The organism is Silvimonas soli, assembly GCF_030035605.1.
In the GTDB taxonomy this organism is placed as follows: Bacteria; Pseudomonadota; Gammaproteobacteria; order Burkholderiales; family Chitinibacteraceae; genus Silvimonas; species Silvimonas soli.
Genome location: NZ_CP106736.1, coordinates 515103 through 540157, shown reverse-complemented (window position 1 = coordinate 540157; position 25055 = coordinate 515103). Strand labels below are relative to the sequence as shown.

The following is a 25055-nucleotide window of genomic DNA, read 5'->3' as shown; positions in this document are numbered from 1 at the left end:
ATCGCTTGAATTGATGAAGAAAAAGTCAAGAAACGGCGCAAGTGGCCGATATCCAGAAAAGGGTTGCAGCTGCGGATTTAGCTGGCCGCAACCAAAGTAACGGAGCAGGACAATGAGTGTTTTCAGTATTGGCGTATCAGGGCTGAATGCGGCGAATCTGGGCTTGAGTACCACCGGCCATAACATCGCCAACGCAAACACGCCCGGCTATTCGCGCCAGAGTATCCAGCAAAGTGCGCCTTATCCTCAGCAAACCGGTAGCGGTTTTGTCGGGATGGGTGTGCAGGTGGATACCATTTCGCGTGCCTACGACCAGTTTCTGACTAAAAACCTGCAGACCGCGCAGTCGCAGAGCAGCTATTTCTCGACCTATCTGAGCAACTTGCAGAGCGTTGATAACATCGTGGCGGACCCGACCGCCGGGGTGTCGCCTGCGTTGCAGAATTTCTTTACGTCGGTGCAGGCGGTGACCAGCAACCCGGCGGATTCGCCTTCGCGCACCGCGATGCTGACCAGTGCGCAAACGCTGGTGTCCAGCTTCAAGACTTTCAACGATCAGCTGGCGCAGAGCGCGCAGACCGTGAATGGGCAGATTAGCGATACGGTGAACAGCATTAATGCCATCACCTCACAAATTGCCACGCTGAACACCCAAATCGCCGTGCTGAGCGCTTCCGGTCAGCCGCCTAACGATTTGATGGATCAGCGCGACCAACAGTTGCTGCAACTGAACAAATATGTGAAGGCCCAGACCACGACCCAGACCGATGGCACCGTAAACGTGTTTATCGGTAATGGCCAGAACGTGGTGGTGGGCGGGACTTCGTTCCAGCTGGCCGCAGTGCAGTCGCCAAGCAATCCGCAAAATATTTCGGTGGCGTACAAGCAGAACAACAACACCGTGTATCTGCCGGACAGCCAGTTGGCGGGCGGCAGTTTGCAAGGCTTGCTGGATTTCCGGAACAACTCGCTGACGCTGGCGCAAAACACCCTTAACCTGACCGCGATTGGTCTGGCACAGACCATGAACGCGCAACAGCGTGCCGGTCAGGATTTGAACGGCAATATTGGCCAGAATCTGTTCAGCATGCCGAGCGCGAGCAGCTTCAGCACCACGCTCAATGGCGTGAACGTGAATGTCAGCCTGCCATCGACCTCAGCGCCAACGCCATTGTCGGATTTCTCACTGGCATATGACTCGGTCTCCGGCAATTTCACGCTGACCCGCGCCACGGATCAATCCTCGCAGACCATTACTGCGGCGCAAATGACTGCCGGTTTCACTGCGCTGGGTGTGACACTGCAATCGGGCGCCACGCCGGCCGCCAGCGGCACGGGTACTTTTTCGTTCCCGCCTGCACTGGGCAGCATCAACAGCAGCACGTTCAATACGGGCACTGGTCAACTCACCGGCTATATCAGCGATGTGACCAAACTGACCACCAGCAACTACAGCTTTGCCTATGACGGCACCAACAACCAGTATGTGATGACGCGGTTGTCTGATAACACCAAGAGTGTGTTCACACCCGCACAAGTGGCCGCAGGCCCGGTGGGGATGGATGGTGTTGCGGTGAGCATTGCCAGCGGCACCATGAATTCAGGCGACAGCTTTAATATCCAGCCGGTGAGTAATCTGGTTGCGGGCTTGGGTGTTGCGATTACCGACCCTTCGTTGGTGGCAGCAGCCGCACCGATTACCGCGACGTCGAACCCGGCCAATACCGGTTCGGTGACGCTGACGCAACCAACGGTAGATAAACCCTCTACTTCGACCATTAGCGGCGCACTGAATCCGGCGCTGCAAAATCCGGTGACGCTTAATTTCACCTCGGCCACTACCTTTACGCTGACCGATTCGGTGACCGGCGTGACCAGCCCGGCGCAGACTTACACCGCCGGGATGACGGTGAGCGACAACGGCTGGAATATGGTGCTGAACGGTGTGCCGGCCGCGGGCGACTCGATCACCATCGGCAAAAATATTAACGGCACTTCGGATAACCGTAACGCGTTGGCAATGGGCGCGCTGCAAACAAGCAAGATACTGATGAATGGTACCGTGACTTATCAAGATGCCTACAGCAATATGGTGTCGACGATCGGGACGCAAACCAATCAGGCGCAAGTGATGTCGACGGCGCAAACCGCCGTGTTGACTCAGGCGCAGACCGCACGTGATTCGTTGTCTGCAGTGAATATGGATGAAGAAGCATCCAATCTGTTGCGCTATCAGCAGGCTTACCAGGCGGCGAGCAAGGTGATCCAGATTGCGCAAGAGGCGTTTCAGTCGATCATGAACATCAGCTAGGTCTGGCTGTTGTGTAGTGTTTTTATATTTGTTTAATGTGTTATTTGCAGTGCCTGGTTATGCCAGGTGAAAAGAGCCGGGAGTTTGGTCATGCGTATTGCGACAACCACCATCTACAATCTGAACACTCAGAGCCTGAATGATCTGACCTATCAGCAAAACCAGTTGCAGCAGCAACTGTCGACAGGTCGCAGTATTCTGACTCCGGCGGATGATCCGATTGGTTCGGCACGCTTGCTCAATGTGACCCAGGCTCAGGACATAACCACCCAGTACACCACCAATGCGCAATCCGCTGATTCGGCATTGCAGTTGCAAGGCTCCACCCTGCAGCAGGTGATTACCGCGGTTCAGAATATCCAGTCGCTGGCAGTGCAGGCCGGTAACGCCTCGCAGACTGCGGCAGACAAACAATCGATTAACGCCCAATTGGTCAGCAACTACCAGCAGTTGATGGCGCTGGCCAATACCACCGATGGCAGCGGCCAGTATCTGTTCTCGGGCTTCAAGGGCAATGTGAAGCCGTTTACCGAGGCTTCATTTGGTAACGTGACCTATAACGGCGATCAGGGGCAACGGCAGGTACAGATTTCTGCTTCGCGCAATTTGCCGACGTCGCTGGACGGGTCTGGCGTGTTCCAGCAGATCAAGAATGGCAATGGCACGTTTACTACCAGCGCTGCTACCGCCAATACCGGCAATGCGCTGGTAGGTGCCGGGACCGTACTGGACAAGAGCAAGTGGAACAGCACCGCCAACGACCAGAATTTCAATATCACTTTCCAGACTGTCCCCAACGCGACCGATCCGTCGGCGCCGCCCACGGTGAGTTATGACATCGTGGATAACCGTGCCACTTTGCCCAACGGCACCGCCAACCCCAATTACAACGTCTCGATGATTGACGGGTACAACTACACCACGTCTGGCGCCCGCGCCGGGGCGTATCCGCGTGCTTATTCTGACGGTGGTGACATCCAGTTGTCGGCGCAGCCTGGTGATCCGGGTACAGCGCCAGTCCCTAATTGGGACTTTGGCGCCAGCGTAAACATGACCGGCACGCCGAAGGCTGGCGACAGTTTCAATATTGCCGCCAGTACCAATCAGGACGTGTTTACCACGATTGCTGATTTCTCCAGTGCTTTGACCAACTACACCACCGACACCACCGGCAAGGGGCAGGCGGCGTTCCAGAATCAGCTCAATGGCGTGATTTCGGCGATGTCCAACGTACTGAACAATATGGTGAAGGTGAATGCCAGTGTCGGCGCCTGGCAAAACGAATCGACCCAGCAGCAAACCACCAATGGCAATCTGAATCTGGCTTATAGCTCGACCATTGCCGACCTCGATGGCCTGGATTACGCCAAGGCGATCAGCGATTTCACGCAAAATCAGACGACGCTGGAAGCTGCGCGCCAGACATTCTCCAAGGTGGCTGGATTGAGCTTGTTCCAGTACATCTCCTGATCAGATGCGGCGATCACGTCAGTCACCAAAAACGGACTCTGCAGAGTCCGTTTTTTATTTCTGCCTGCCATGTGATGTGTCGGTGAGCACTGTGGACGTGTTCTAATATCGCCCCATGAGCAAAGTTAAAACTCTTTACGTCTGTCAGTCCTGCGGTGGCACCTCGCCTAAATGGCAAGGCCAATGTCCGCATTGCGGCGACTGGAATTCACTGACCGAGGCGGTTGCAGAAGCCAAAGCACCAGCGCGGTTTCAATCGCTGGCCGCAGATGGCGCCATTCGGCAATTGTCCGATGTTGAAGCGGTCGATCTGCCGCGCACGCCCACCGGCATGGCGGAGCTGGATCGCGTGCTTGGCGGTGGCTTGGTGCCCGGCGGCGTGGTGCTGATTGGCGGCGATCCAGGCATCGGCAAATCCACCTTGCTGTTGCAAGCGTTGACGCAGATGTCGGGTAGCGAGCGGGTGTTGTATGTCAGCGGTGAAGAGTCCGCTGAGCAGATTGCCCTGCGTGCCAAGCGGCTACAGTTGGCGACCGGGCCAGTAGGGCTGTTCCCGGAAATCAATCTGGAAAAGATTCTGGCCACGCTGGAGCGCGAAAAACCACAGGTGGTGGTGATTGACTCGATCCAGACCGTTTATTCAGACGCGCTGACCTCGGCGCCCGGTAGCGTGGCGCAGGTGCGTGAGTGTTCCGCACAATTGACCCGCGCCGCCAAACGCTCCGGCATCAGCATCTTGCTGGTGGGGCACGTGACCAAAGAGGGCGCGCTGGCTGGCCCGCGCGTGCTGGAACATATCGTCGATGCCGTCTTGTATTTTGAAGGCGATACGCATTCGAGCTTCCGGCTGATTCGGGCAATCAAGAACCGCTTTGGCGCGGTCAATGAACTTGGCGTGTTTGCCATGACGGATCGGGGCCTGAAAGAGGTCACTAATCCATCCGCATTGTTCCTTAGCCAGCATCGCGAACCGGTGGCTGGTTCTTGCGTGTTAGTGACGCAAGAAGGCACGCGGCCGATGCTGGTTGAAATCCAGGCGCTGGTCGATGACACCCACGCGCCACAGCCACGGCGGCTGGCGGTGGGGATCGAGCAAAACCGGCTGGCCTTGTTGCTAGCGGTTTTGCATCGCCACGCGGGCATCGCCGTGTTTGATCAGGACGTGTTCATCAATGCGGTGGGTGGTGTGCGCATCAACGAGCCTGCAGCTGATCTGGCGGTGCTGGTGGCCATTGTGTCATCGCTCAAAAACCGGCCGCTGCAGGAAAAACTGGTCGTGTTCGGTGAAGTGGGTCTGGCGGGCGAAGTGCGGCCGGTGCAGCGTGGCCAGGAGCGGCTGCGCGAGGCTGCCAAGCTGGGCTTCACCCACGCTATCGTGCCGCATGCCAATCGCCCGCGTCAGCCAATAGAAGGTATGACCGTGACCGCAGTTGAGCGGCTGGCTGATGCCATGAACGCAGCGTTATAAGTGGTTTTATGGCGACTTGAAATCGCCAGCGATGGCCTCATAGTATTTTTGTATCAGACCGAACGGTCATAATTGATTGGGATTTTGCGAGCGCATCCGTTAGCATAGTCGTCAGTAAACCGGTGGCCTGTGCTGCCGGTGGTTCATTTTCTGACATAGATACCGCATCGTTACCCGCATTTGTTCTGGAGAATCCAATGAGCGAACACATCTCGTACGTTACCGACGCCTCTTTTGACGCTGAAGTTCTGAAATCGCAAACCCCAGTGCTGGTTGATTACTGGGCCGAGTGGTGTGGTCCTTGCAAGATGATCGCTCCGATTCTGGACGAAGTTGCTGGCGAATACGCTGGCAAGCTCAAAGTTGCCAAGCTCAACATCGACGAAAACCAGGGTACACCGCCGAAGTACGGCATCCGTGGTATTCCTACGCTGATGCTGTTCCAGGGTGGCGAAGTAAAAGCGACCAAAGTGGGCGCGTTGTCCAAGTCGCAACTGACCGCGTTTCTTGACAGCAATCTGTAATTATTGAACCGGCCAAAAACTCATCTGGCCGGTTGCGTATTGATTGCGCAACACCAGCGACGCCCACGCGTCGCTGGTTGCTTGACAGTGTAATTTAATGCCGTATACCCTTACGGCGTTTACTGCGTGTGCCGGAGTCCTTCCGCCACACTGATATCAGAATTCCAAGAATTACGTCTCTCCCTATTCCCCATATTTTCTAGCTTGTACAGCAACGGCCCAATCGCATGCATTTGTCCGATCTAAAACATCACCACGTCTCAGCTCTTGTCGAGATGGCCATCGCCAACGAAATTGAAGGCGCCAGTCGTCTGCGCAAGCAGGACTTGATCTTTGCACTGCTGAAAAACCAGGGCAGAAAAGGGGAGAGCATTTTCGGCGATGGCACGCTGGAAGTTCTGCCAGATGGCTTCGGTTTCTTGCGTAGCCCGGATACTTCCTATCTGGCTGGCCCGGATGACATTTACGTCAGTCCGTCGCAGATCCGCCGCTTCAATCTGCACACTGGCGATACGGTTGAAGGTGAAATCCGTACGCCGAAAGATGGCGAGCGTTACTTTGCGCTGGTTAAAGTCGACAAGGTCAACGGCGAACCGCCAGAAAATGCCAAGCACAAGATTCTGTTCGAAAACCTGACTCCGCTGTTTCCAACGCGCCGTCTGGAGCTGGAACGCGACATCAAGGCCGAAGAGAATGTGACCGGCCGTATTATTGATTTGATCGCGCCGATTGGCCGTGGTCAGCGTGGTTTGCTGGTGGCGCCGCCTAAATCCGGTAAAACCGTGATGCTGCAAAACATTGCGCACGCCATCACCTCCAATCACCCCGACGTGGTGATGATTGTGTTGTTGATCGACGAACGTCCAGAAGAAGTGACCGAAATGCAGCGCTCGGTGAAGGGCGAGGTTGTGTCCTCCACCTTTGATGAGCCAGCCACACGCCACGTGCAAGTGGCTGAAATGGTCATCGAAAAGGCCAAGCGCTTGGTCGAACACAAAAAAGATGTGGTGATTTTGCTGGATTCGATCACCCGTCTGGCTCGCGCCTATAACACCGTGGTACCAGCCTCTGGCAAGGTGCTGACCGGTGGTGTCGACGCCAATGCCCTGCAACGTCCAAAACGCTTCTTTGGCGCTGCCCGTAATATCGAAGAGGGCGGCAGTCTGACCATTATCGCCACAGCGCTGATCGATACCGGCTCGCGCATGGACGATGTGATCTACGAAGAGTTCAAGGGTACCGGCAACATGGAAATCCACCTTGACCGTCGCATGGCGGAAAAGCGGACTTTCCCGGCTATCAACATCAACCGTTCCGGCACGCGCCGCGAAGAGTTGTTGATCCCGCAAGAACAACTGCAAAAGATCTGGGTACTGCGCAAGTTGCTGTATCCAATGGATGATCTGGAAGCGATGGAGTTCTTGCAAGACAAGATCAAAGCCACAAAGAACAACGCCAATTTCTTCGACTCCATGCGTCGTTGATTGCACCGCATAAAACCGCGCTGACTACGTTACGCCCCCTTGCCGTACTTGTAGTACTGTCTGCGGGGCCGCGTCTTGTCAGCGCGATTTTCTGCGATGCCTTCATATTTGCTGGTAAAAACCCCCTGGCCAGAAAATGCCGAGGTGGTTGCTGCCAGTATTTGCGGCGGCTTTCCTTGCGGTAAGTGGCTGTATCTGGAATAATGCGCGTTTTGCGTCGGCACAACCCCGGCGCGCTCATGTCAAAGGAAATGAAAATGAAAGACGGTATCCATCCCGAGTACAAAGAAGTCATCTTTTTTGATGCAAGCGTTGATTTCAAGTTTCTGACGCGCTCCACACTGACCGCTCGCGGCCAGGAAACCATGAAGTGGACCGACGGTAAGGACTATCCAGTTGTTCGTCTGGACGTTTCTTCCGAATCGCACCCGTTCTACACCGGCAAGCAAAAAGTGCTGGATACCGCAGGTCGTGTCGAGAAGTTCCGTCAGAAATACTCCATGTACACCAGCAACAAGGGCTAATCCAGCGCTTGTGTTCTGTGTACCGCAAAAAAGGCAGCTCTTCGAGGCTGCCTTTTTTGTCTCTGTCATCCCCACGCATTGCCAGTTAGAATCGCCGCATGCTTACCTACGTCCCTGAAACCGAACGCGAACAACCGCTCCCGCCTGGGCAAAGTCCCTGGCAGTTGTTGTTGCTGTGTCTTGTGTGGTTGTTGCCTGGCCTGATCGGGCATGACCCGTGGAAGCCGGCTGAGCTGGAAACCGCCGCCGTCATCCAGCGTTTTCTGGATGGGCAGCATTGGTCGCTGCCGTGGTACGGCGATAGCGCCTATCTCATCCATGGCCCGCTTTACTACTGGACGGCCGCAATACTGGCCTGGCCATTATCCCGGATGGGGTTGGCTGTGCACGACGCAGCACGCCTTGTTACGGGCGTGTGGATGGCCCTGGCCATGTGGGGGCTGGGTCTGGCTGGTCGTGAGCTCTACGGGCGTCGCCAGGGCCGTGTGGCGGTCATGGCGTTGATCGGCAGTATCGGGCTCATTGTGTGGGGGCATCATTTGTCCCCCGATGTGATTTTGCTGTTCAGTTTTGCCTGGCAACTGTATGCGCTGGCTTGGGCGTTAAGGCAGCCGGTGCAGGGCGGGCTATTGCTGGGGATGTCCTGGTTGGTTCTGCTGCTGGGAGCGTCCTGGGGCGAGTTCTTACTCAGTCTGGTCACCGCTATGTCTCTGGTGGCTTTCCGCCCATGGCGGCGCCCGTGGTATCTAGCCACGCTGTTAACTGCCCTGGTCACCGCTGTGCCGCTCGGGTTGATTTGGGTGGTGGATCTCTATCAGTTCAGCCCGCCCGCGTTTCGGGTCTGGCTTAACTATTACGCATTTGGCGCATTTGGGGGGCTGGCTGCTTGGCAATCCTTCCACACCTTCGGTTTTTTCTTTTCAATCGTGTTGTGGTTTGCCTGGCCGGTTCTGCCGTTGGGTGTCTGGGGTGCCTGGTCCAACAAGGCTGAGTGGCGTTCGCCGAAACTGGCGCTACCGATAATGGCTTTGTTGTTGAACGCGTGCTGGCTGGCTCTGGCGGGCGATTTGATCGGCGAATCGTCATTGCTGATCGTACTTCCAGCTCTGTCTTTGTTGACCACGGTGGGGATCGATCGCTTGCGGCGCGGCGCCGCAGCGGCGCTCAACTGGTTTGGCATCATGACTTTTGGGGTCGGTACCTTTTTGTTGTGGTGTGCGTGGCTGGTTATCCAGACCGGAACACCCAGCAGCTGGGCCAGGACTTTGCTTGAGGCTAGCCCGGCCTGGCACCCGCACGTTGCGGTGATTGGGCTGGTATTTACGCTGGCAATCTCAGCGACATGGTGCTGGGTGCTGCTACGCAAGCGCTCGCTGGGACGCCTTGCGATCACCAATTGGGCGTGTGGCGTCACACTATTGTGGGGTGCATTGATTGGCTTGTGGCAGCCCTGGCTGGATGCTTCAAAGAGCTATCGTCCAGTGGTTGCAGCTTTGCAGGTGGCAATTAACTCGCAAAAACCAGGATGCATTGATGGATCGTTGATATCCGACTCAATGGCCGCTTCGATTGATTATTTTTCGGATATGCCGCTGCAACGGCGTGAGGTTGATGGCTGCCGCCTACAGTTGTTGTCTGGTGATCCGCCGCCGGGCTCTATGGTGTTATGGGATGGCGCGCGCCCAGGCGAGCGGCATGAGCATTTCTATCTGATTGATAAAACCCATTCTGCCGCTCAGTAGAGCCAGCGCTTGGCAGTGGCGAGCGACCCATAAAAAAGACCAGCAATTTGCTGGTCTTTTTTATGGGTCGTAACTGTAACGTTACGAGTGTTGCGGGTGATGATCTTCTTTTTTGATGGTGTCCGGATCAACAGCGTTCATCACATTGCGACGAACAAACAAGAAGATATACACCGCCATCACCAGAATGAAACCAATCGTGAACAGGCTCAACAGGCCAATATCAGAAAAAAACAGCGTTTCCCAAGGGGTGTTTTCCATGATGTGACTCCTGCCAGAACGAATTTGTAATGACACGATCATGGCGGGTCGGCGCTGAGTTGATATTGACGACAGTCAATTTGTTGCGGTCACAAATACCGAAATGTCATATTTTCGGCAAAGCGGTTTGCCGCTGTTTCAGTCACGAAAGTTCTGGAATTGCACCGGATAGTCAGTTACCGATTTGCGCACCAGCGCGATACATTCCTGCAGCAGATCACGCTTGGCGCCAGAGACGCGTACTTCATCGCCTTGAATCGCGGCCTGGACTTTGAGTTTGGAGTCCTTGATCAGCTTGACGATCTTCTTGGCTTCTTCACCGCTGATTCCGGTACGCACGGTGATCGCTTGTTTGACCTTGTTGCCGGATACCTTCTCGCTCTTGGCTTCATCCAGGCAGCGAATGTCCACGCCGCGCTTGGTCAGTTTGGCGGTGAGAATGTCTTTCACTTGATCGAGCTGGAAGTCGTTATCGGCAAACAAGGTCAGCACCTTCTCTGCCTGGTCTACACGCGCATCCGAGCCTTTGAAGTCAAAGCGGGTGCTCACTTCTTTGTTGGTTTGTTCCAGCGCATTGCGCACTTCAACGTCATTAACTTCAGAAACAATATCGAATGAGGGCATGGGATTCTCCTGCTAAATAATTCGGGGGTTGCCAATTTCAAAACGTAAATGGATCTATCTCAAGCGCCGGCAACATGGGGAGGTCGGTCACGCCGGGGTCAATGCCAAGTTGCGATAACAAAGTCGTCAGCTGACCACGATGATGGGTCTGGTGATTGAAAAAATGAGTAACCACAATCCACGCTGGCATGTTCAGGTCGCGCTGGTACATCGGGCTATGCCATTTGAAAGGCTGCTGCAGCCAGTCATCGCTGACACGCTCAGCCCATTGGTCGATCTCGGCATCAATGTGTCGACGCATCGCAACCAGTTCAGACCAACTGGCGCAGACCAGATGCCCAGCGGGGAAAATCGGCGCGGGTTGCTGGCTAAAGCGGGCCAGCCAGTTGCGATCACCGCGAATCAGATGATCCAGCGTGCCATGGACGGATTTGAAAAACGCACCTTGATCGGCGTGCCGAACATCATCGTCCAGAGTATTGGCCATGGCCAACAGGCGCTCATTCATCCAGCGATTGTAGCTGCTCATCAACTGCACATACGCTCGATTGATCATTTAGGTGCTTTGTCGGATGGGCCACGGGCAAGTGGCGATTCTAGCGATATTTACGACGCGGCCAAAGTGTCAGTGCCAGCCAGATAATCGCACACGGCAGACCGACCCAGGCCAATTCGCTCCAGAGTGTCGCAACTCCGCGGTGACTGAAGAAATGCGCGCCAATTGGCGACACCATCACAGGATGCACTGGAAAGAAAAATCGGGTACTGCTAAACGGCCACAAAGCGGCGACGCCCAAGCCACCGTCAGTGACTGCATCCAGCAGCAAATGCGTGACCGTGGTGAGCGTCAGGATTGTCCACCAGCGAAGTAGCGGGGGTCCGTGTCGTTGGCGCTGCCAGAGTGCCAGCAACAGGCCTAGGGTTATGGCAAAAACGATGGAATGAGTTGCGCCGCGGTGACCAAAGTCGCTGCCATAAGCAACGCCAAAACGAAAACCCAGTGTGTCCAGGTCCGGTGCCATTGAGCCAGACATGGCCAGCAGATAAAGCGAGCGGCTACGCCAGTGCGCGGGTAAGGTCCGCACAATTGTCGCAGCAACCAGGGCGTGGGTAACAATGGTCGTCATGAGGGTCGGTTGTTCTTTGTAAAAAACGCCCGTACCAACCGTGTCGGTACGGGCGCTGGATCGCGATTACGGCTTAGCCGAAATGGCAAACGTAATGCAGGGTTTCGAGTGTTTCGATATCGAAACTCGAATTGCCCGGTACGTTGAAAGACTCGCCGCCAGAGTAAACGCGTGCTTCGCTTTCGCCTGCCAGTTTGACGGCACACTTACCTGCAATCAGTTCCATGATTTCAGGTGCGCCGGTGTTGAATACCAGGGCGGACGGCAGGATCACGCCCACACTTTTTTTGGTGCCGTCTGCCAGAGTCAGGCTATGCGAAACGCACTTGCCGTCAAAATAGACATTGGCTTGTTTTGCCACGGATACGTTATCGAACTGCTGGGGTTGCTGGCTCATGAAGGAATTGCTCCAGGAAGGGTGGTGTGGCTGCCTTATTTTTGCAGCACTTCGGTCAAAACGGTTTTGATGATGAAGCCCAACATGCCGAATCCGAGCACAAAAAACAGGATGATGGTGCCGAATTTGCCTGCTTGTGAATCCTTGGCCATGCGATAAATGATGAAGCCCATATAGATGATGAGGCCGGTGACCAGTATGGAAACGGACAGCGTATCAAACGTGTCCTCGGGCATTTTCAGAATGGGATCAAGTATGGACATGGCAGGCCGGATGCTTCGTTGATTACTGTGTCTCGAGATGAGGCAACAACAATCAGGCCGGCTCGTAATGTGCCGGCCTGATCGGATTTACTGAACCGCTTCATCTTGCATGCTGGCCTTGCGACCAGCGTACAGATTAACGGCCCTTACGCGCCGCAATGCGCAGGCGCAGGGCGTTCAGCTTGATAAAGCCGCCAGCATCAGCCTGGTTATAGGCGCCGCCGTCATCATCAAAGGTGGCAATGGTCTGGTCGAACAGCGTGTCTTTTGAGTCACGTGCCACCACCGAAACCGAGCCTTTGTACAGCTTGAGGCGTACCCAGCCGTTGACGCGTTCCTGGGTGTGGTCGATCAGCACTTGCAGTGCTTTGCGTTCTGGTGCCCACCAGTAGCCGTTGTAGACCAGGCTGGCGTAGCGGGGCATCAGATCATCTTTCAGATGCGCAACTTCACGATCCAGGGTGATCGACTCAATGCCACGGTGAGCCTTGAGCAAAATGGTGCCGCCCGGGGTTTCGTAGCAACCACGGCTCTTCATGCCCACGTAACGGTTTTCGACCAGGTCCAGTCGACCGATGCCGTGCTTGCCGCCCAGTTCGTTCAGCTTGGTCAACACTTGGGCTGGCGACAGGCGCACGCCGTCAATGGCAACCACGTCGCCCTTTTCGTATTCGAGATCAATGAATTGTGGTGTGTCAGGCGCATCTTCCGGCGCCACGGTCCAGCGCCACATGCTTTCTTCCGCAGCCGCTTTCGGGTCTTCCAGGTGGCGACCTTCAAACGAGATGTGCAACAGGTTGGCGTCCATGGAGTACGGCGCGCCGCCGTTCTTGTGCTTCATGTCGACCGGAATCTTGTTGGTTTCGGCATAGGCCAGCAGTTTTTCGCGGCTCAGCAGATCCCATTCACGCCACGGGGCGATCACTTTCACGCCTGGCTTGAGTGCGTAATAACCCAGTTCAAAGCGAACCTGGTCGTTGCCCTTGCCGGTTGCACCATGACTGACTGCATCGGCGTTGGTGGCATTGGCGATTTCAATCTGACGTTTTGCGATCAGCGGACGGGCGATGGAAGTGCCCAGCAGGTATTCGCCTTCGTACAGCGCATTGGCGCGGAACATCGGGAAGACGAAATCGCGGGTGAACTCTTCGCGCAAGTCATCGATAAAGATGTGCTCTGGTTTGATGCCGAACTGCAGCGCTTTTTGTCGTGCCGGTTCAAGTTCTTCGCCCTGGCCCAAGTCAGCAGTGAATGTCACCACTTCACATTGGTAGGTGTCCTGCAGCCATTTCAAAATGACCGAGGTATCAAGACCGCCAGAGTAGGCGAGCACTACTTTCTTTACGTCAGACATGGGAATCCCCGATGAGGCAAGTTGGATCAGTAGGTGATGTCGATTTCAGTTCAAATTTTCAGACCAGTATTTTAGCGCAATATATCGCTATGACCGACGGGTAAAACGGGTCATCGGCCTAGCGCCAGGCGCGCGCCAAAACTCAGGAACAGCACACCAGTCAGTCGGCGCAACAGCGCGCCAATCCAGGCGCGGCCAGACAACTTCCTGGCAATGTTGGCTCCAGCCAGAATCAGAAAACTGAGATACGACAAACTCAAAATTTGCACAGTGATGCCGAGGGCACCGAAGGTCAGCCAGATGTGCGAATACGATGGATCGACAAACTGGGGAAAGAAAGCCATGAAAAAAATGATGGCTTTGACATTCACCAGCGAAATCGACACCGCCTGGCGATAAATATGGCGGGCTGGCACATCCACGTGGGACATTTCAGCCTGCTTGTTGCTTTTGGCCAGCAAGAGCTTGACGCCCAGCCAGGCCAGATATGCAGCACCGGCGTAGCGTACAACGTCGAACGCAACCGGATAAGCATGCATCAATGATGCCACACCCAGCGCAGCGGCGAGCATCAAGATCAGATCACCGGTGAAAATCCCGGCGGCGGCGGCGAACCCCGCTTGCGTTCCGCGCCGTGAAGCCACGGAGAGCGCAAACAAGGAATTGGGACCAGGCATCAGAATGATGGCGGTGGCCCCGGCCAGATAAGTAAGTGGGTCGGTAATCCCTAGCACTTCAGTCCTTCAATTCACCCAGCAACAAAAATTCGATCACGGCTTTCTGGGTGTGCATGCGGTTTTCCGCTTCATCCCAAACCAGCGATTGCGGGCCGTCGATGACTTCTGGATCGACTTCTTCGCCGCGATGCGCTGGCAGGCAATGCAGGAAAGCGGCCTCTGAACTGGCGTGAGCCATCAATTTTTCGGTCACGCGATAATTGAGGAAGTCCTTCTTGCGTTGCAGGGTTTCGCGCTCGTAGCCCATTGATACGCTGACGTCGGTAGTGATGACGTCTGCGCCCTTTGCGGCGTCAAACGGGTCGCGAAATTGCTCGAAATGTTCCGGGCCATAAGTCTCGCCATCCAGCACGGTCATTTCATAACCGCGAGGGCAGGCTAGGTTCAATTTGAAATTGAAGATTTTGGCCGCTTGCAGCCAGGTGCGGCTGACGTTGTTGCTATCACCAATCCAGGCGACAGTTTTGCCTTCGATAGAACCGAAACGCTCTTCATACGTGAAGATGTCGGCCATGATCTGGCAGGGGTGGTATTCGTTGGTCAGGCCATTTATGACCGGCACTTTGGAGTTTTCGGCAAAGCGCTCAATGATGCTCTGCTCAAAGGTGCGCACCATGACGATGTCGGTCATGCGACTGATGACTTGTGCGACGTCTTCAATGGGTTCGCCTCGGCCGAGTTGCGTATCTTTGGAGGCCATGAACATGGCGTGGCCGCCCAACTGGGACATGCCAGCTTCAAAGGACACTCGGGTACGGGTCGAGGATTTTTCAAAAATCATCGCCAGAACGCGGCCTACCAGGGGCTGATACAACTCACCGGCGCGCAGTTTCTGCTTCAATACGCGGGCGCGCTTGAAGAGATACTGGTATTCGTCGCGGGAGAAATCCTTGAACTGCAAATAGTGTCGCATGGGGCACGCTTTTGCCGACCGAGTGAGGCCGCAATTGTTTGAAAAAACAACCATTATTGTGCGTGCAGTGGCTGGGTGGCAAGCCCTGACGTGCATGCGTATTGATTTTTCGTCGTGCCTGCCGATGATCATGTCGTACGGATCAGCGCTTGGTATCCACGCGATTGAACTGTAAAATCGCTTAACCTTGTGACAAATCGATGCACTGCAACACTGGCTACGATATAATCACGTTTTAAACGTGCTCCATAACGCTTTCCCTTATACACATGATCTGTAATCCATACGAAATCGTCATTCAGGGGATCACCAGCGACGGGCGCCAGTTCCGGCCTAGCGACTGGGCGGAGCGTCTTTCCGGTATTCTTTCTACCTTTGGTTTTGATCAAAAGCTTTCCTACGCGCCATATGTCCGCCCCATGGTGATGGACGGTGTGCGTTGCGTGGCTGTAGACAAACAACTGGAAAAGCTCGATCCCCGTGTTTTTGAATTCATCATGGCATTTGCCCGCGACAATGATTTGCGCGTGGTCGACTGCCGGACACTGATTGAACAGCAACAAGCTGAATCGGCCCAAGCCGAAGCCGCTCCCAAAGCTGGCTAATTCTGTTTCCCCTCTGAGCCCGTTCGGGCTCAACTCATCGATTTTTCATTGTTGCAACGCACAACGCGCGCTATGCTAGTCCTTATGAGAAGCGCGCATGGGTGCGTTAGCTGCTGCGCGCTGAAACCCGTCAGACATCTTCGGTACAGCGCGGCGGCACATGTATAAGTCAGCAGGAGCTATTCGATGAAGCTAAAAGACAAAGTTGCCATTATCACCGGCAGTGCCAGCGGCATTGGCCATGCTACCGCTGTGAAATTTGCGGCTGAAGGCGCAAAAGTGGTGGTCTGTGATGTCAATTCGGCTGGGGTGGACCAAGTGGTTTCCGAGCTTGTGGCCAGTGGCGCGCAAGCGGCAGGTTTTTTGGTTGATGTGACCAACAAAGGACAAATCGCCGAAATGGTTGCCGGGGTCAAAGCCCGTTTTGGCCGGATCGATGTTCTGGTCAATAACGCCGGCATTGTTGCAGATGCCCAGTTGTACAAGATGAGTGATGAGCAGTTTGATCGCGTAATCGACATCAATCTCAAGGGTGTCTACAACTGCACCAAGGCTGTGGTCGACACCATGATTGAGCAGGGCAGTGGTGTCATTCTGAATGCTTCTTCAGTGGTTGGGGTCTACGGCAATTTTGGCCAGACTAATTACGCTGCAGCCAAATTTGGTGTGATTGGCTTTGTGAAAACCTGGGCCAAAGAGCTGGGCAAGAAGGGTATTCGGGCCAATGCGGTCTGCCCGGGCTTCGTGGCTACGCCTATCTTGCATGACATGCCGGAAAAGGTGATTCAGGCGATGGAAGAGCGTGTGCCGATGAAACGGATGGCTCGGCCGGAAGAAATTGCCAATGTGTATGCTTTCCTCGCCAGTGATGAGGCCAGCTATATCAACGGCGCTGCTATTGAAGTAACTGGTGGCCTGACCTTGTAACGCCAAGGGCGACGCGGTTATTACCGACAATAAAAAAACCTCGCCATGTGCGAGGTTTTTTTTATTGTCGGTGCCTGCTGCAGCCGGATGCAAACCGTCATTCATCAACCGTTCGCAGCGGCACCTTCCCAGACAATCTTCCAGCCAGCGCCATCTTCGTTACGCCAGTAGAGCCGCTTGCGCATACGGTTGTCCAGATTGTTGCTGCGATAATCCTGATCGAAAGTTGCAACCAGGGTTTCGTTTTTGCCGCCGCTAAACAGGCTGACCTCGCTCAGATCAATTTGGGCGCTTTGGCGAGAAGCTTTCAGCGATGATTTCTGCTTGCTCCAGCTTGCCAGTGTCTGCCCGTCGCCGGTCGTAAAGTCTTTGCTGTAGTAATTCAGATAATGCGGCAGATTGAGGGACTGCCACGACTCGCGCCAGTTATCCAGTAAATGCAACGCGGCCTGATGGCGTTCTTGCCATTCTGCGGCTGACAGCCATTCCACCTTTGGCACGATGACTACAGGTGTGGTGCCAATCTGCAAAAAGTCAGACACATTGAGCATTTCCGGATTGGTCAGTACCACGCAGCCATTGGAAGCCTGCGGTGCCCGCGAGTAGGTCTCAGACGGGCTGCCATGCAACCAGATGCCGTGGCCGGTGCGGCCCTCGCGTTTATCCATCTCGTTGGGATACGAAATCGGCCAGGCGCCTACGCCATACAAATCGGCTTGTGTGCCAAAAGTCTTGTCCAGCTGCGGGCGCGACATGTGGCTATCCACAAAATAAACGCCGAGGGGAGTGCGCTGATCGCCTTCTCGCTGTTTTTCAGTACCCAGCTTGCCCACGGTTACATAGTGATCGGTGACGTATTTCGGTGTGCCATCGTGGTTTTCAAATACAAACAGGCGCGAGCTGGAGGCATCGACCAGAATCGCGTATTTCTGTTTTGCCGAAAAAGCAATCAGCTGCGCTGGCAGCTGATTGAGCGGCGGTGGCGCAGCTTGCCGTTTTATTCTGACCAAGGCCTCACGTCGCAAGTCTTCCAGCTTGTCGGTATTGATGGCTGGCGCCGCGCCGCCGATGGTAGCCAATGGCTCGGCCTGCATGGCGTACAGATCTGCAGAAAGCAGATACGCCAAGCGGTAATTGGGTTCTTTGGTGAGCAGTGCATCCACTGTCGCGCGCGCATCGGCCATCCGGTTGTCGCGGATGGCGTCGATTGCGGCAACAATCATTTGCTCCGGAGAGCCTTGCGTGGAGGTGCCTTTAACGTCCCGCAGCGGATGCAACTGGTACGGATTCATTATTGGCATACGTGGCTGCGCCGCCGGGGCAAGCAGCAGTAATGCCAGCAAGCTGATGATCAGCTTGCTCCAGTTGATGGTACGGGTCATTCAGTAAATCGCTCAGGTACGCTCTTCAACGATCAGCCACCGGCCGCCGGATTTTTCCATAATCAAAGTCTTACCAGTGGAGCGCGCAGACAGACGATCCGACTTGTAATTTTGGCGGAATTTTACCTTAGCTGTATCGTTATCGGTAAATTCAATTTTGATATTTGAAACACCGACGTCAATTGACTTGGGCGAAGTGATGCGATCACGCCGTTCTTTGGCCCAATCGGCAAATTTTGCACCGCCAGGTGTCTTGAAGTTGCGCGAATAAGCGGCGAGGTAGCCGTTTACGTTTTGTTTGGACCAGGCGGCAGCCCAAGTATTCACTGCGGCCACAATTTGTTCCTGATCCGCATCATGTGGCGATGCGGCTTTGACCGGCGCAGGAGTAGGGGTCGGTGTCGGAGCTGGCGTTGGGGCCGGTGTTGCCGTGACGACAGGTTTAGGCGTCGGCGCCTGGGTTGGCAATGGGGTTGGTTTGGCGGTTACTACCGGTGTCGGCGCAGCCGTGGGTGTTGGCTTCGCTGGGGTGTTGGCCGCAACCTTGGTGCCTGATGTTGCCGGGCGCGGTGCAATGGCCGGGTTGCTGCTGAATAATTCACGAACCAGCGTCAGCTTGGTCTGCACATTCTGGTTGGAGCCTTCCAGTTGCAGGGCTTTGTCATAGGCCTGGGATGCCATGCGTGCGTACAGATCACCCAGGTTTTCATGTGCAATGGCATAGGAAGGGTTGGTCTGGATCGCCATCATCAGGGCAGTGCGCGATTTATCCAGCTGGTTTTGCTGAGCGTACAACACGGCCAGATTGTTATAGGGCTCCGGCAGTTGCGGGTAGTCTTCAGTCAACGATGTGAAGGCCTTGATCGCCTCATCGGTACGGCCCAGTTCGGTCAGCGCAATCCCGCGCAAGAAGCGGATCTGGGCGTCTTTCGGGTTTTTTACCAGATAGCTGTCGGCACGCTCGACGACTGTTTTGTATTGCCGGGCTTTAAGTAATTGCTGGATATCTTCGAAATCTCCGGCAAAGGCGTGGCTGGCAATCAGACAAGAAATCAGTGTGAGAGCGATTCGTCGCAGGCTCATGGTGTTATGTAGTCCGTAAAGGCGTATATGCGCTAAAGGTGCGGATTCTAGCAAAACCTCGTCTTGGCTGCCCGTGAACTTGCCAGCCGGGTTACCGGTTGTGTGATTGTTGCAAGCGCCTTGGATCGGCTGTTGGCAACCATTCAGCCGTGTTGGCCCAATTGTTCCGGAAGCTTTACCGGTACTGGAGCCAGGGCATCGGGGAGGAGTTTGCCTTTACGGATCAAATGGGCGGTGATGCCGCCACGAGTACGGCCATGGCGAGTGGCCAGTTTTTGCACCGACACTCCCTCGTCAAAAGCAGCCAGTAGCTGCTGATCTTCTGCTTCGGTCCATGCCTTGCCGGCATTGGCGGGCAGCGCTGCCGCCCGAGCGGTCAATTTCCCGGCAATAGGCAGGGCTTCGGCGGCCAGTAACAAAGCCTGCTTGAGCGTTTCCTCGTCGAAAGACACCTGCATTCCTGCGCCCATGCGGGCGGGCAAAACCGGCTGTTGGGCAAAAGCTGTGATGATGCGCTGGGCTTCGTCATGTTGCATGGCGGTAGACTCCTTTGGGCTGGCGGGCGAGTGACGAAATCACTCTAACGTTTGTCTGTCAGATTTGATAATAGAACGAACGTTCTATATGATCGAACGCAAATATCTGCACGAAGAGAGAGTGATCATGTCTGGCGTTCTGGACCAGGTTTTGCAGCATCCAGCCATCTGGCTTGGTGATGGGCGCATGGCGTCGGCGCAACAGAGTTTGCCGACGGCCCTTGCCGCGCTGGATGCTGAATTACCTGATGGCGGCTGGGCGACAGGCAGCACGACTGAGTTATTGCTGGCCGATGGGGCAGGTGTGGGCGAACTGGCCATTCTGTGGCCTTCGTTGCGCCAGATCGGGCGTAGCCGTGAAATTGTGCTGGTCTCGCCGCCCTATGTTCCCTACGCCCCGGCATGGCAGCAAGCGGGCATCGATTTGGCACGAACGCTCTGGCTCAAGCCGGGCTCGGTGGCCGAGTCGCTCTGGGCCATGGAACAAGCCCTGCGTGAGCCGGCCTGCGGTGCGGTATTGGGGTGGGTTCAGGGTTTTATTGATGACCGGGCCAGCCGCCGTTTGCAACTGGCGGCCAAAGCGGGCAACGGCTATGGCTTTTTACTGCGCCCGGGGCGGTCGCGGATCATGTCTTCGCCCTTGCCGTTACGCCTCTCCATTTCCAGCTCCCAACAAGGCTGGCAGATCAATATTCTGAAACGGCGCGGCTTGCCCCTGACAACGCCGGTCTTTTTATCTCGTCAGGAGGTCCGGCATGCTCTGGCTGGCTATTCATCTGCCGCAACTGCCGCTGGAAGTCTTTCCGCCACGACACCACGGCTCGCCAGCTGAGGATAGCGTGCGGCCACGACTGGTTGTGGTAGCGCACGGCAGCGGCGAGCAGGTGATGCTGACAGATACCCTGGCCGCTTCGCTAGGCATCAAGCCAGGCATGAAGCTGTCTGCCGCTTTTGCCTTGGCCAATGAGCTGGATATTTATGTCCGCCGCCCCGAGGCAGAAACGCAAAAGCTGGCGACACTGGCGGCTTGGGCATTGCAATTCACGCCTACGGTAGTGATCGGGGATGGGCATACCTTGCTGCTGGAAATTGGCGGTTGTTTGCTTTATTTCGGCGGTTTGCCGCGCTTGCGTGAACTGGTCTGCACGGGGCTGGCTGAATTTGGCCTGAGCATCAGCATTGGCGTTGCCCCCACGCCACTGGCGGCAACCTGGCGGGCCATGTGCGGGCGGAGCAAAGCGGTACTCAAGGTTGAAGATATTGGTTGGGCAGTAGCCGAATTGCCGTTGGCCGTACTGCCGGTGCCGGAAAAAACACAGGAAGGCCTCGGACAACTGGGCTTGCGTGAACTACGTGGTCTGATCGATTTACCCCGCGCCGGGTTGGGGCGACGTTTTGGCAAAGAACTCCCGTTGCTACTGGATCGTGCGTTAGGCGCGGCGGCAGACCCGCGTGATCCATTTGTGCCACCAGATCGCTTCGAGCGCTCGATCGATCTGGATTATCCCGTGGAAACGCTGGACGGTTTTTCCATGGTCGGCCAGTGGCTGTTTGATGAACTGGCATTGTTTCTCAGTGGACGCGGGCTGGGCGTGCAGGAAGTCACCCTGCGGCTCAAGCATGAAGATATTCCGGCCAGCATGCTGACAGTGCGCTTTGGCGTGCCAGGGCGGCGGGCGGTGGAATTCATGTCGGTGCTGAAAGAGCGGCTGGAACGTTACGAACTGGCGGCGCCTGCATTTACCGTCACGCTGATTGCCGAACAGTTGCATGAACTGGATGGCATGCCATTGGGCTTGTTTGGACATGAGGCTGGCGATGCCAATTTCCAGTTATTACTGGCGCGCTTGTCGGCCCGGCTGGGGGAAGCAGCCGTGCAAGCCGTGGCGACTGTGGATGAGCATCGCCCCGAACTGGCATGGCGCCCGGCCCGGCCTGGCGAACCCAGTGCAGCCTTACCAGTCGGTGAGCGTCCGGGTTGGCTGCTGGCGGAGCCACAGCGCTTGAGCCTGCGTAACGAGCGCCCATGGTATGGCGAACCGCTCAGTTGTACCGGCCGCGCCGAGCGCATCGAATCGGGTTGGTGGGATGAGCATGCCATGGCACGCGATTATTACGTCGCCATTGGCCCGTCCGGGCGGCGCTACTGGGTCTGGCAGGACCGCTCAACGCATGAATGGTGGTTACATGGATTCTTTGGATAAATCCGCCGACTCCGGTGGTGTGATGGCCGCGTTGCCAGACTATGCAGAACTGCATTGTCTTTCCAATTTCTCGTTCCAGCGGGGAGCTTCACATCCACGTGAACTGGTTGAGCGTGCACGAGTATTGGGATATCGAGCACTGGCAATTACCGATGAGTGCTCCCTCGCCGGTGTTGTGCGGGCGTGGCAAGAGGTGAATGCCCACAAAGGCATTCCCTTGCAACTGCTGATTGGCTCTGAATTTACGCTGGATGATGGATTGAAATTGGTCTTGATTGCGCCGGACAGGCAGGCTTATGGCGATCTATCTGAACTGATTACGGTGGGCCGAAGGGCCGCTGGGAAAGGGGAGTACCGACTGACACGTGAGGATGTGGCTGCCTTTGCACATCGTCTGCTCGCTTTATGGGTGCCGTCTGCGCAGCCAGATACCAATGATGCGGACTGGTTCCGGTCTCTGTTTGAAGATCGTGTCTGGATCGCCGTTGAGTTGCTGCAAGGGCCAGATGATAAAGCTCGCCTGGCGCAGTTGCGCTGGTTATCTGAATACGCGGGCTTGCCTTGTGTTGCCGCAGGTGACGTGCACATGCACGTGCGTTCTCGTCGGGCGTTGCAGGATGTAATGACTGCTTTACGGGTGCATAAACCGGTCGCCGAGTGCGGTCACGCGTTGTTTCCCAACGGTGAACGCCATTTACGCAGTCGCCTGCGCTTGTCCATGGTTTATCCGGCAGACATGCTTGCCGAGACACTGCAGATCGCTCAACGCTGTACGTTTGATCTGGGTGACTTGCGTTATGAATATCCGGATGAACTGGTGCCGGACGGTATGACGCCGGCGGGATACCTGAAGGCGTTGACGTGGGAAGGACTGGTCGAGCGTTACCCGCAGGGCGTGCCTGATGCTGTGTCTGAACAGGTTGACCGTGAGTTGGCGCTAATTGGCCGCAAGCAATATGAGCCGTATTTTCTCACAGTGCATGACATCGTCAGATACGCCCGCAGCCAGGACATTCTCTGCCAGGGCCGCGGATCGGCAGCAAACTCGGCAGTCTGCTTTGCCCTTGGTATTACTGAAGTAGATCCGGCACGTGCCAATTGTTTGTTCGAACGTTTTATCTCGGAAGAGCGTAACGAGCCGCCTGATATCGATGTCGATTTTGAACATGATCGACGCGAACAGGTGATGCAGTATCTCTATAAAAAATATACTCGTGAGCGGGCCGCTCTGACGGCTACGGTTATTACTTATCGCCCGAAGTCCACTTTGCGCGATTTAGGGCGCGCGCTGGGCTTGGCAACAGATCAACTGGATCGCCTGTCGCGAAATCTGTCCTGGTGGGATCAGCGAGAGGAGTTGCCACTACGGCTGGTGGAAGCTGGTCTTGACCCGGAAAGCCGACCGGTGAAGTTATTGCTGGCGTTGACCGATGATTTACTTGGGTTCCCGCGTCATTTATCACAGCATGTGGGCGGGTTTCTCATCTCGCGTGGGCCAATCAGCCGCATGGTGCCAATTGAAAATGCGGCCATGCCAGATCGAACCATAGTGCAGTGGGATAAAGACGATCTGGATGCAATGGGGTTGCTGAAAGTAGATGTACTTGCACTCGGCATGCTTTCGGCATTGCGCCGTTCGCTCAATCTGGTTAATGCCATTCGTGGCAGTAACTGGAGGCTAGCCACCATCCCGGCGGAAGACTCCAAGGTTTACCAAATGATGAGTCGGGCCGACACCATTGGCGTGTTTCAGATTGAATCCAGGGCGCAGATGTCGATGCTACCCAGGCTCAAACCCGAGAAATTTTATGATTTGGTGATTGAAGTCGCGATTGTGAGACCAGGGCCGATTCAAGGTGGCATGGTGCATCCCTATTTGCGCCGCCGCCAAAAACTGGAACCGATTGAGAAGATGAGCCCGGAAGTTGACAAGGTGTTGGGGCGAACATTTGGTGTGCCGATTTTTCAGGAACAAGTCATGCAACTGGCGCAGGTTGCAGCTGGGTTTTCTGCGGGGGAGGCTGATGAATTACGAAGGGCGATGGCGGCGTGGAAACGTACTGGGAAACTAAAGTTATACGAACAGAAGTTAAAAGAGGGCTTGATTAAGTACGGGCAAACTGCCGAATTTGCTGACCGTCTCTACAACCAGATCAAAGGCTTCTCCGAATACGGCTTCCCCGAATCCCACGCCGCCAGTTTTGCCTTGCTGGTCTATGCCTCGGCTTGGCTCAAGTTCTATGAACCGGCGGTGTTTTTGTGCAGCATGCTCAACTCGCTGCCGATGGGTTTTTACAGTGCCTCGCAACTGATCCAGGACGCGCAGCGCCACGGCATTGAGGTTCGCCCGGTGGATGTGCAACACAGCGATTGGGACTGCACGCTGGAAGACATCGAACGTCCGCAAGCCGCTGTGCGGCTGGGGATGCGGCAGATCAAAGGTTTGAGCGAGTTGGCGGTAGCGCAATTAGCGGCTCTGCGTCCGCCGGGCGGGTTTGAATCGGTGGCACAAGTGCAAAAACTGCTGGAGCTGGATACGCGGGATATGACCGCGCTCACCGAGGGCGGGGCGTTTGAAACCTTGGCGGGGCATCGTCGCCAGGTGTGGTGGCACGCCAGCGCCATTGATACCACGCACGATCTGGCCTGGTCGGAGAGTGACGGCATTCTGCCGGAGCTAGACCCGGCCAGCCTGGGGCAGGATATTGCTGCGGACTACCGTCGTCTGCGTTTGTCATTGCGAGCGCACCCACTGTCTTTGCTGCGCGAACGTTTACGCCGCGACAAACTGCTTAACGCGGCTGAATTGAAGCGCGTGCCTCATGGGTTGCGCGTCAAAGTGTGCGGCATTGTGGTTGGGCGGCAGCGGCCAGGTACCGCAAACGGTGTGGTGTTCGTGACGCTGGAAGATGAAACCGGCAACACCAATGTGGTGGTTTGGGAAAAGGTGGCTTCCCTCTATCGTAAGCCACTGTTGGGGTCGCGCTTGATGGTGGTATATGGGCAGGTACAGCACGTTGAGGGTGTGTTGCATCTGGTCGCCCACAAACTTGAAGATCGAACCGAATTGCTCGGTGAGTTATTAACGCGCAGCCGAGATTTTCATTGATATTCATGTC

General features: G+C 55.6%; 23 protein-coding genes and 1 pseudogene. 12 read left to right on the top strand and 12 right to left on the bottom strand.

Translation table 11 applies throughout. From position 1 onward, the window contains the following. The first annotated feature begins 112 nt into the window (after positions 1-112). The 7 genes from flgK (at position 113) to N7220_RS02400 (ending at position 9523) form a co-directional block, all read left to right on the top strand. Positions 113-2311 carry a flagellar hook-associated protein FlgK gene (gene flgK / locus N7220_RS02430; RefSeq protein WP_283149887.1) on the top strand — a complete coding sequence of 733 codons (2199 nt, stop codon included), beginning with the start codon at positions 113-115 and terminating at the stop codon, positions 2309-2311. A gap of 90 nt (positions 2312-2401) precedes the next feature. Beyond that, complete coding sequence (flgL, locus tag N7220_RS02425) at positions 2402-3781, top strand: flagellar hook-associated protein FlgL (protein ID WP_283149886.1); 1380 nt, start codon at positions 2402-2404, stop codon at positions 3779-3781. A 115-nt stretch (positions 3782-3896) separates the two neighbouring features. Continuing rightward, positions 3897-5249, top strand: coding sequence for a DNA repair protein RadA (gene radA, locus N7220_RS02420; protein WP_283149885.1), 1353 nt, complete (start codon positions 3897-3899; stop codon positions 5247-5249). Between the two features lie 197 nt (positions 5250-5446). Next, a complete protein-coding gene (trxA, locus tag N7220_RS02415; protein WP_283149884.1) occupies positions 5447-5773 on the top strand; it encodes a thioredoxin TrxA in 327 nt (108 codons plus the stop codon). Positions 5774-6000: 227 nt separating this feature from the next. Further along, positions 6001-7257, top strand: coding sequence for a transcription termination factor Rho (gene rho / locus N7220_RS02410; protein ID WP_283149883.1), 1257 nt, complete (start codon positions 6001-6003; stop codon positions 7255-7257). A 257-nt stretch (positions 7258-7514) separates the two neighbouring features. Beyond that, positions 7515-7781: a type B 50S ribosomal protein L31 gene (locus tag N7220_RS02405; RefSeq protein ID WP_283149882.1), complete on the top strand. Its 267-nt coding sequence runs from the start codon at positions 7515-7517 to the stop codon at positions 7779-7781. 98 nt (positions 7782-7879) lie between these two features. After that, positions 7880-9523 carry an ArnT family glycosyltransferase gene (locus N7220_RS02400; protein WP_283149881.1) on the top strand — a complete coding sequence of 548 codons (1644 nt, stop codon included), beginning with the start codon at positions 7880-7882 and terminating at the stop codon, positions 9521-9523. Between the two features lie 81 nt (positions 9524-9604). Here the strand turns inward: N7220_RS02400 and N7220_RS02395 are convergent, their stop codons facing one another. From N7220_RS02395 to argF, 9 genes are all read right to left on the bottom strand, one after another. Beyond that, complete coding sequence (locus N7220_RS02395) at positions 9605-9784, bottom strand: DUF3149 domain-containing protein (protein ID WP_283149880.1); 180 nt, start codon at positions 9782-9784, stop codon at positions 9605-9607. A 138-nt stretch (positions 9785-9922) separates the two neighbouring features. Beyond that, positions 9923-10408, bottom strand: a complete 486-nt coding sequence (locus tag N7220_RS02390) for a YajQ family cyclic di-GMP-binding protein (RefSeq protein WP_283149879.1) — start codon at positions 10406-10408, stop codon at positions 9923-9925. A 37-nt stretch (positions 10409-10445) separates the two neighbouring features. Beyond that, entirely contained in the window at positions 10446-10964 is a 519-nt protein-coding gene (locus tag N7220_RS02385) for a DinB family protein (RefSeq protein ID WP_283149878.1), read from the bottom strand. Positions 10965-11004: 40 nt separating this feature from the next. Then, complete coding sequence (locus tag N7220_RS02380) at positions 11005-11535, bottom strand: metal-dependent hydrolase (protein ID WP_283149877.1); 531 nt, start codon at positions 11533-11535, stop codon at positions 11005-11007. 73 nt (positions 11536-11608) lie between these two features. Further along, positions 11609-11932 carry a pyrimidine/purine nucleoside phosphorylase gene (gene ppnP / locus N7220_RS02375; protein WP_283149876.1) on the bottom strand — a complete coding sequence of 108 codons (324 nt, stop codon included), beginning with the start codon at positions 11930-11932 and terminating at the stop codon, positions 11609-11611. 35 nt (positions 11933-11967) lie between these two features. After that, on the bottom strand, positions 11968-12195 hold the full coding sequence (locus N7220_RS02370; protein WP_283149875.1) for a DUF2788 domain-containing protein: 228 nt from the start codon (positions 12193-12195) through the stop codon (positions 11968-11970). 136 nt (positions 12196-12331) lie between these two features. Next, entirely contained in the window at positions 12332-13549 is a 1218-nt protein-coding gene (locus tag N7220_RS02365; protein ID WP_283149874.1) for an argininosuccinate synthase, read from the bottom strand. A gap of 110 nt (positions 13550-13659) precedes the next feature. Next, complete coding sequence (gene leuE, locus N7220_RS02360) at positions 13660-14283, bottom strand: leucine efflux protein LeuE (RefSeq protein WP_283149873.1); 624 nt, start codon at positions 14281-14283, stop codon at positions 13660-13662. A gap of 1 nt (position 14284) precedes the next feature. Further along, positions 14285-15199, bottom strand: a complete 915-nt coding sequence (argF, locus tag N7220_RS02355; protein WP_283149872.1) for an ornithine carbamoyltransferase — start codon at positions 15197-15199, stop codon at positions 14285-14287. A 269-nt stretch (positions 15200-15468) separates the two neighbouring features. Between argF and N7220_RS02350 the strand changes: the two are divergent. Together N7220_RS02350 and N7220_RS02345 are read left to right on the top strand one after the other, a co-directional pair. After that, positions 15469-15762: pseudogene (locus tag N7220_RS02350) on the top strand (DUF3579 domain-containing protein); the annotation flags it as partial. A 228-nt stretch (positions 15763-15990) separates the two neighbouring features. Further along, complete coding sequence (locus tag N7220_RS02345; protein ID WP_283149871.1) at positions 15991-16731, top strand: beta-ketoacyl-ACP reductase; 741 nt, start codon at positions 15991-15993, stop codon at positions 16729-16731. Between the two features lie 104 nt (positions 16732-16835). Here the strand turns inward: N7220_RS02345 and N7220_RS02340 are convergent, their stop codons facing one another. The 3 genes from N7220_RS02340 to N7220_RS02330 all read right to left on the bottom strand — a co-directional run bounded on the left by N7220_RS02340 (position 16836) and on the right by N7220_RS02330 (position 19732). Continuing rightward, positions 16836-18113: a L,D-transpeptidase family protein gene (locus tag N7220_RS02340; RefSeq protein ID WP_283149870.1), complete on the bottom strand. Its 1278-nt coding sequence runs from the start codon at positions 18111-18113 to the stop codon at positions 16836-16838. A 12-nt stretch (positions 18114-18125) separates the two neighbouring features. Further along, positions 18126-19196: a L,D-transpeptidase Cds6 family protein gene (locus N7220_RS02335; RefSeq protein ID WP_283149869.1), complete on the bottom strand. Its 1071-nt coding sequence runs from the start codon at positions 19194-19196 to the stop codon at positions 18126-18128. A 143-nt stretch (positions 19197-19339) separates the two neighbouring features. Continuing rightward, positions 19340-19732, bottom strand: coding sequence for a hypothetical protein (locus N7220_RS02330; protein WP_283149868.1), 393 nt, complete (start codon positions 19730-19732; stop codon positions 19340-19342). Between the two features lie 88 nt (positions 19733-19820). Between N7220_RS02330 and imuA the strand changes: the two genes are divergently transcribed. Genes imuA through N7220_RS02315 form a run of 3 tightly spaced genes read left to right on the top strand, consistent with a single transcriptional unit; the run spans position 19821 to position 25045 of the window. Next, complete coding sequence (gene imuA, locus N7220_RS02325; protein WP_283149867.1) at positions 19821-20564, top strand: translesion DNA synthesis-associated protein ImuA; 744 nt, start codon at positions 19821-19823, stop codon at positions 20562-20564. Beyond that, positions 20488-21936, top strand: coding sequence for a Y-family DNA polymerase (locus N7220_RS02320; RefSeq protein WP_283149866.1), 1449 nt, complete (start codon positions 20488-20490; stop codon positions 21934-21936). The genes imuA and N7220_RS02320 overlap by 77 nt, the downstream gene beginning before the upstream one ends. Next, positions 21920-25045 (top strand): error-prone DNA polymerase, encoded by a 3126-nt coding sequence (locus N7220_RS02315; RefSeq protein ID WP_283149865.1) that lies wholly within the window; start codon positions 21920-21922, stop codon positions 25043-25045. Before N7220_RS02320 ends, N7220_RS02315 begins: the two co-directional genes overlap by 17 nt. The last annotated feature ends 10 nt before the right edge of the window (positions 25046-25055 follow it).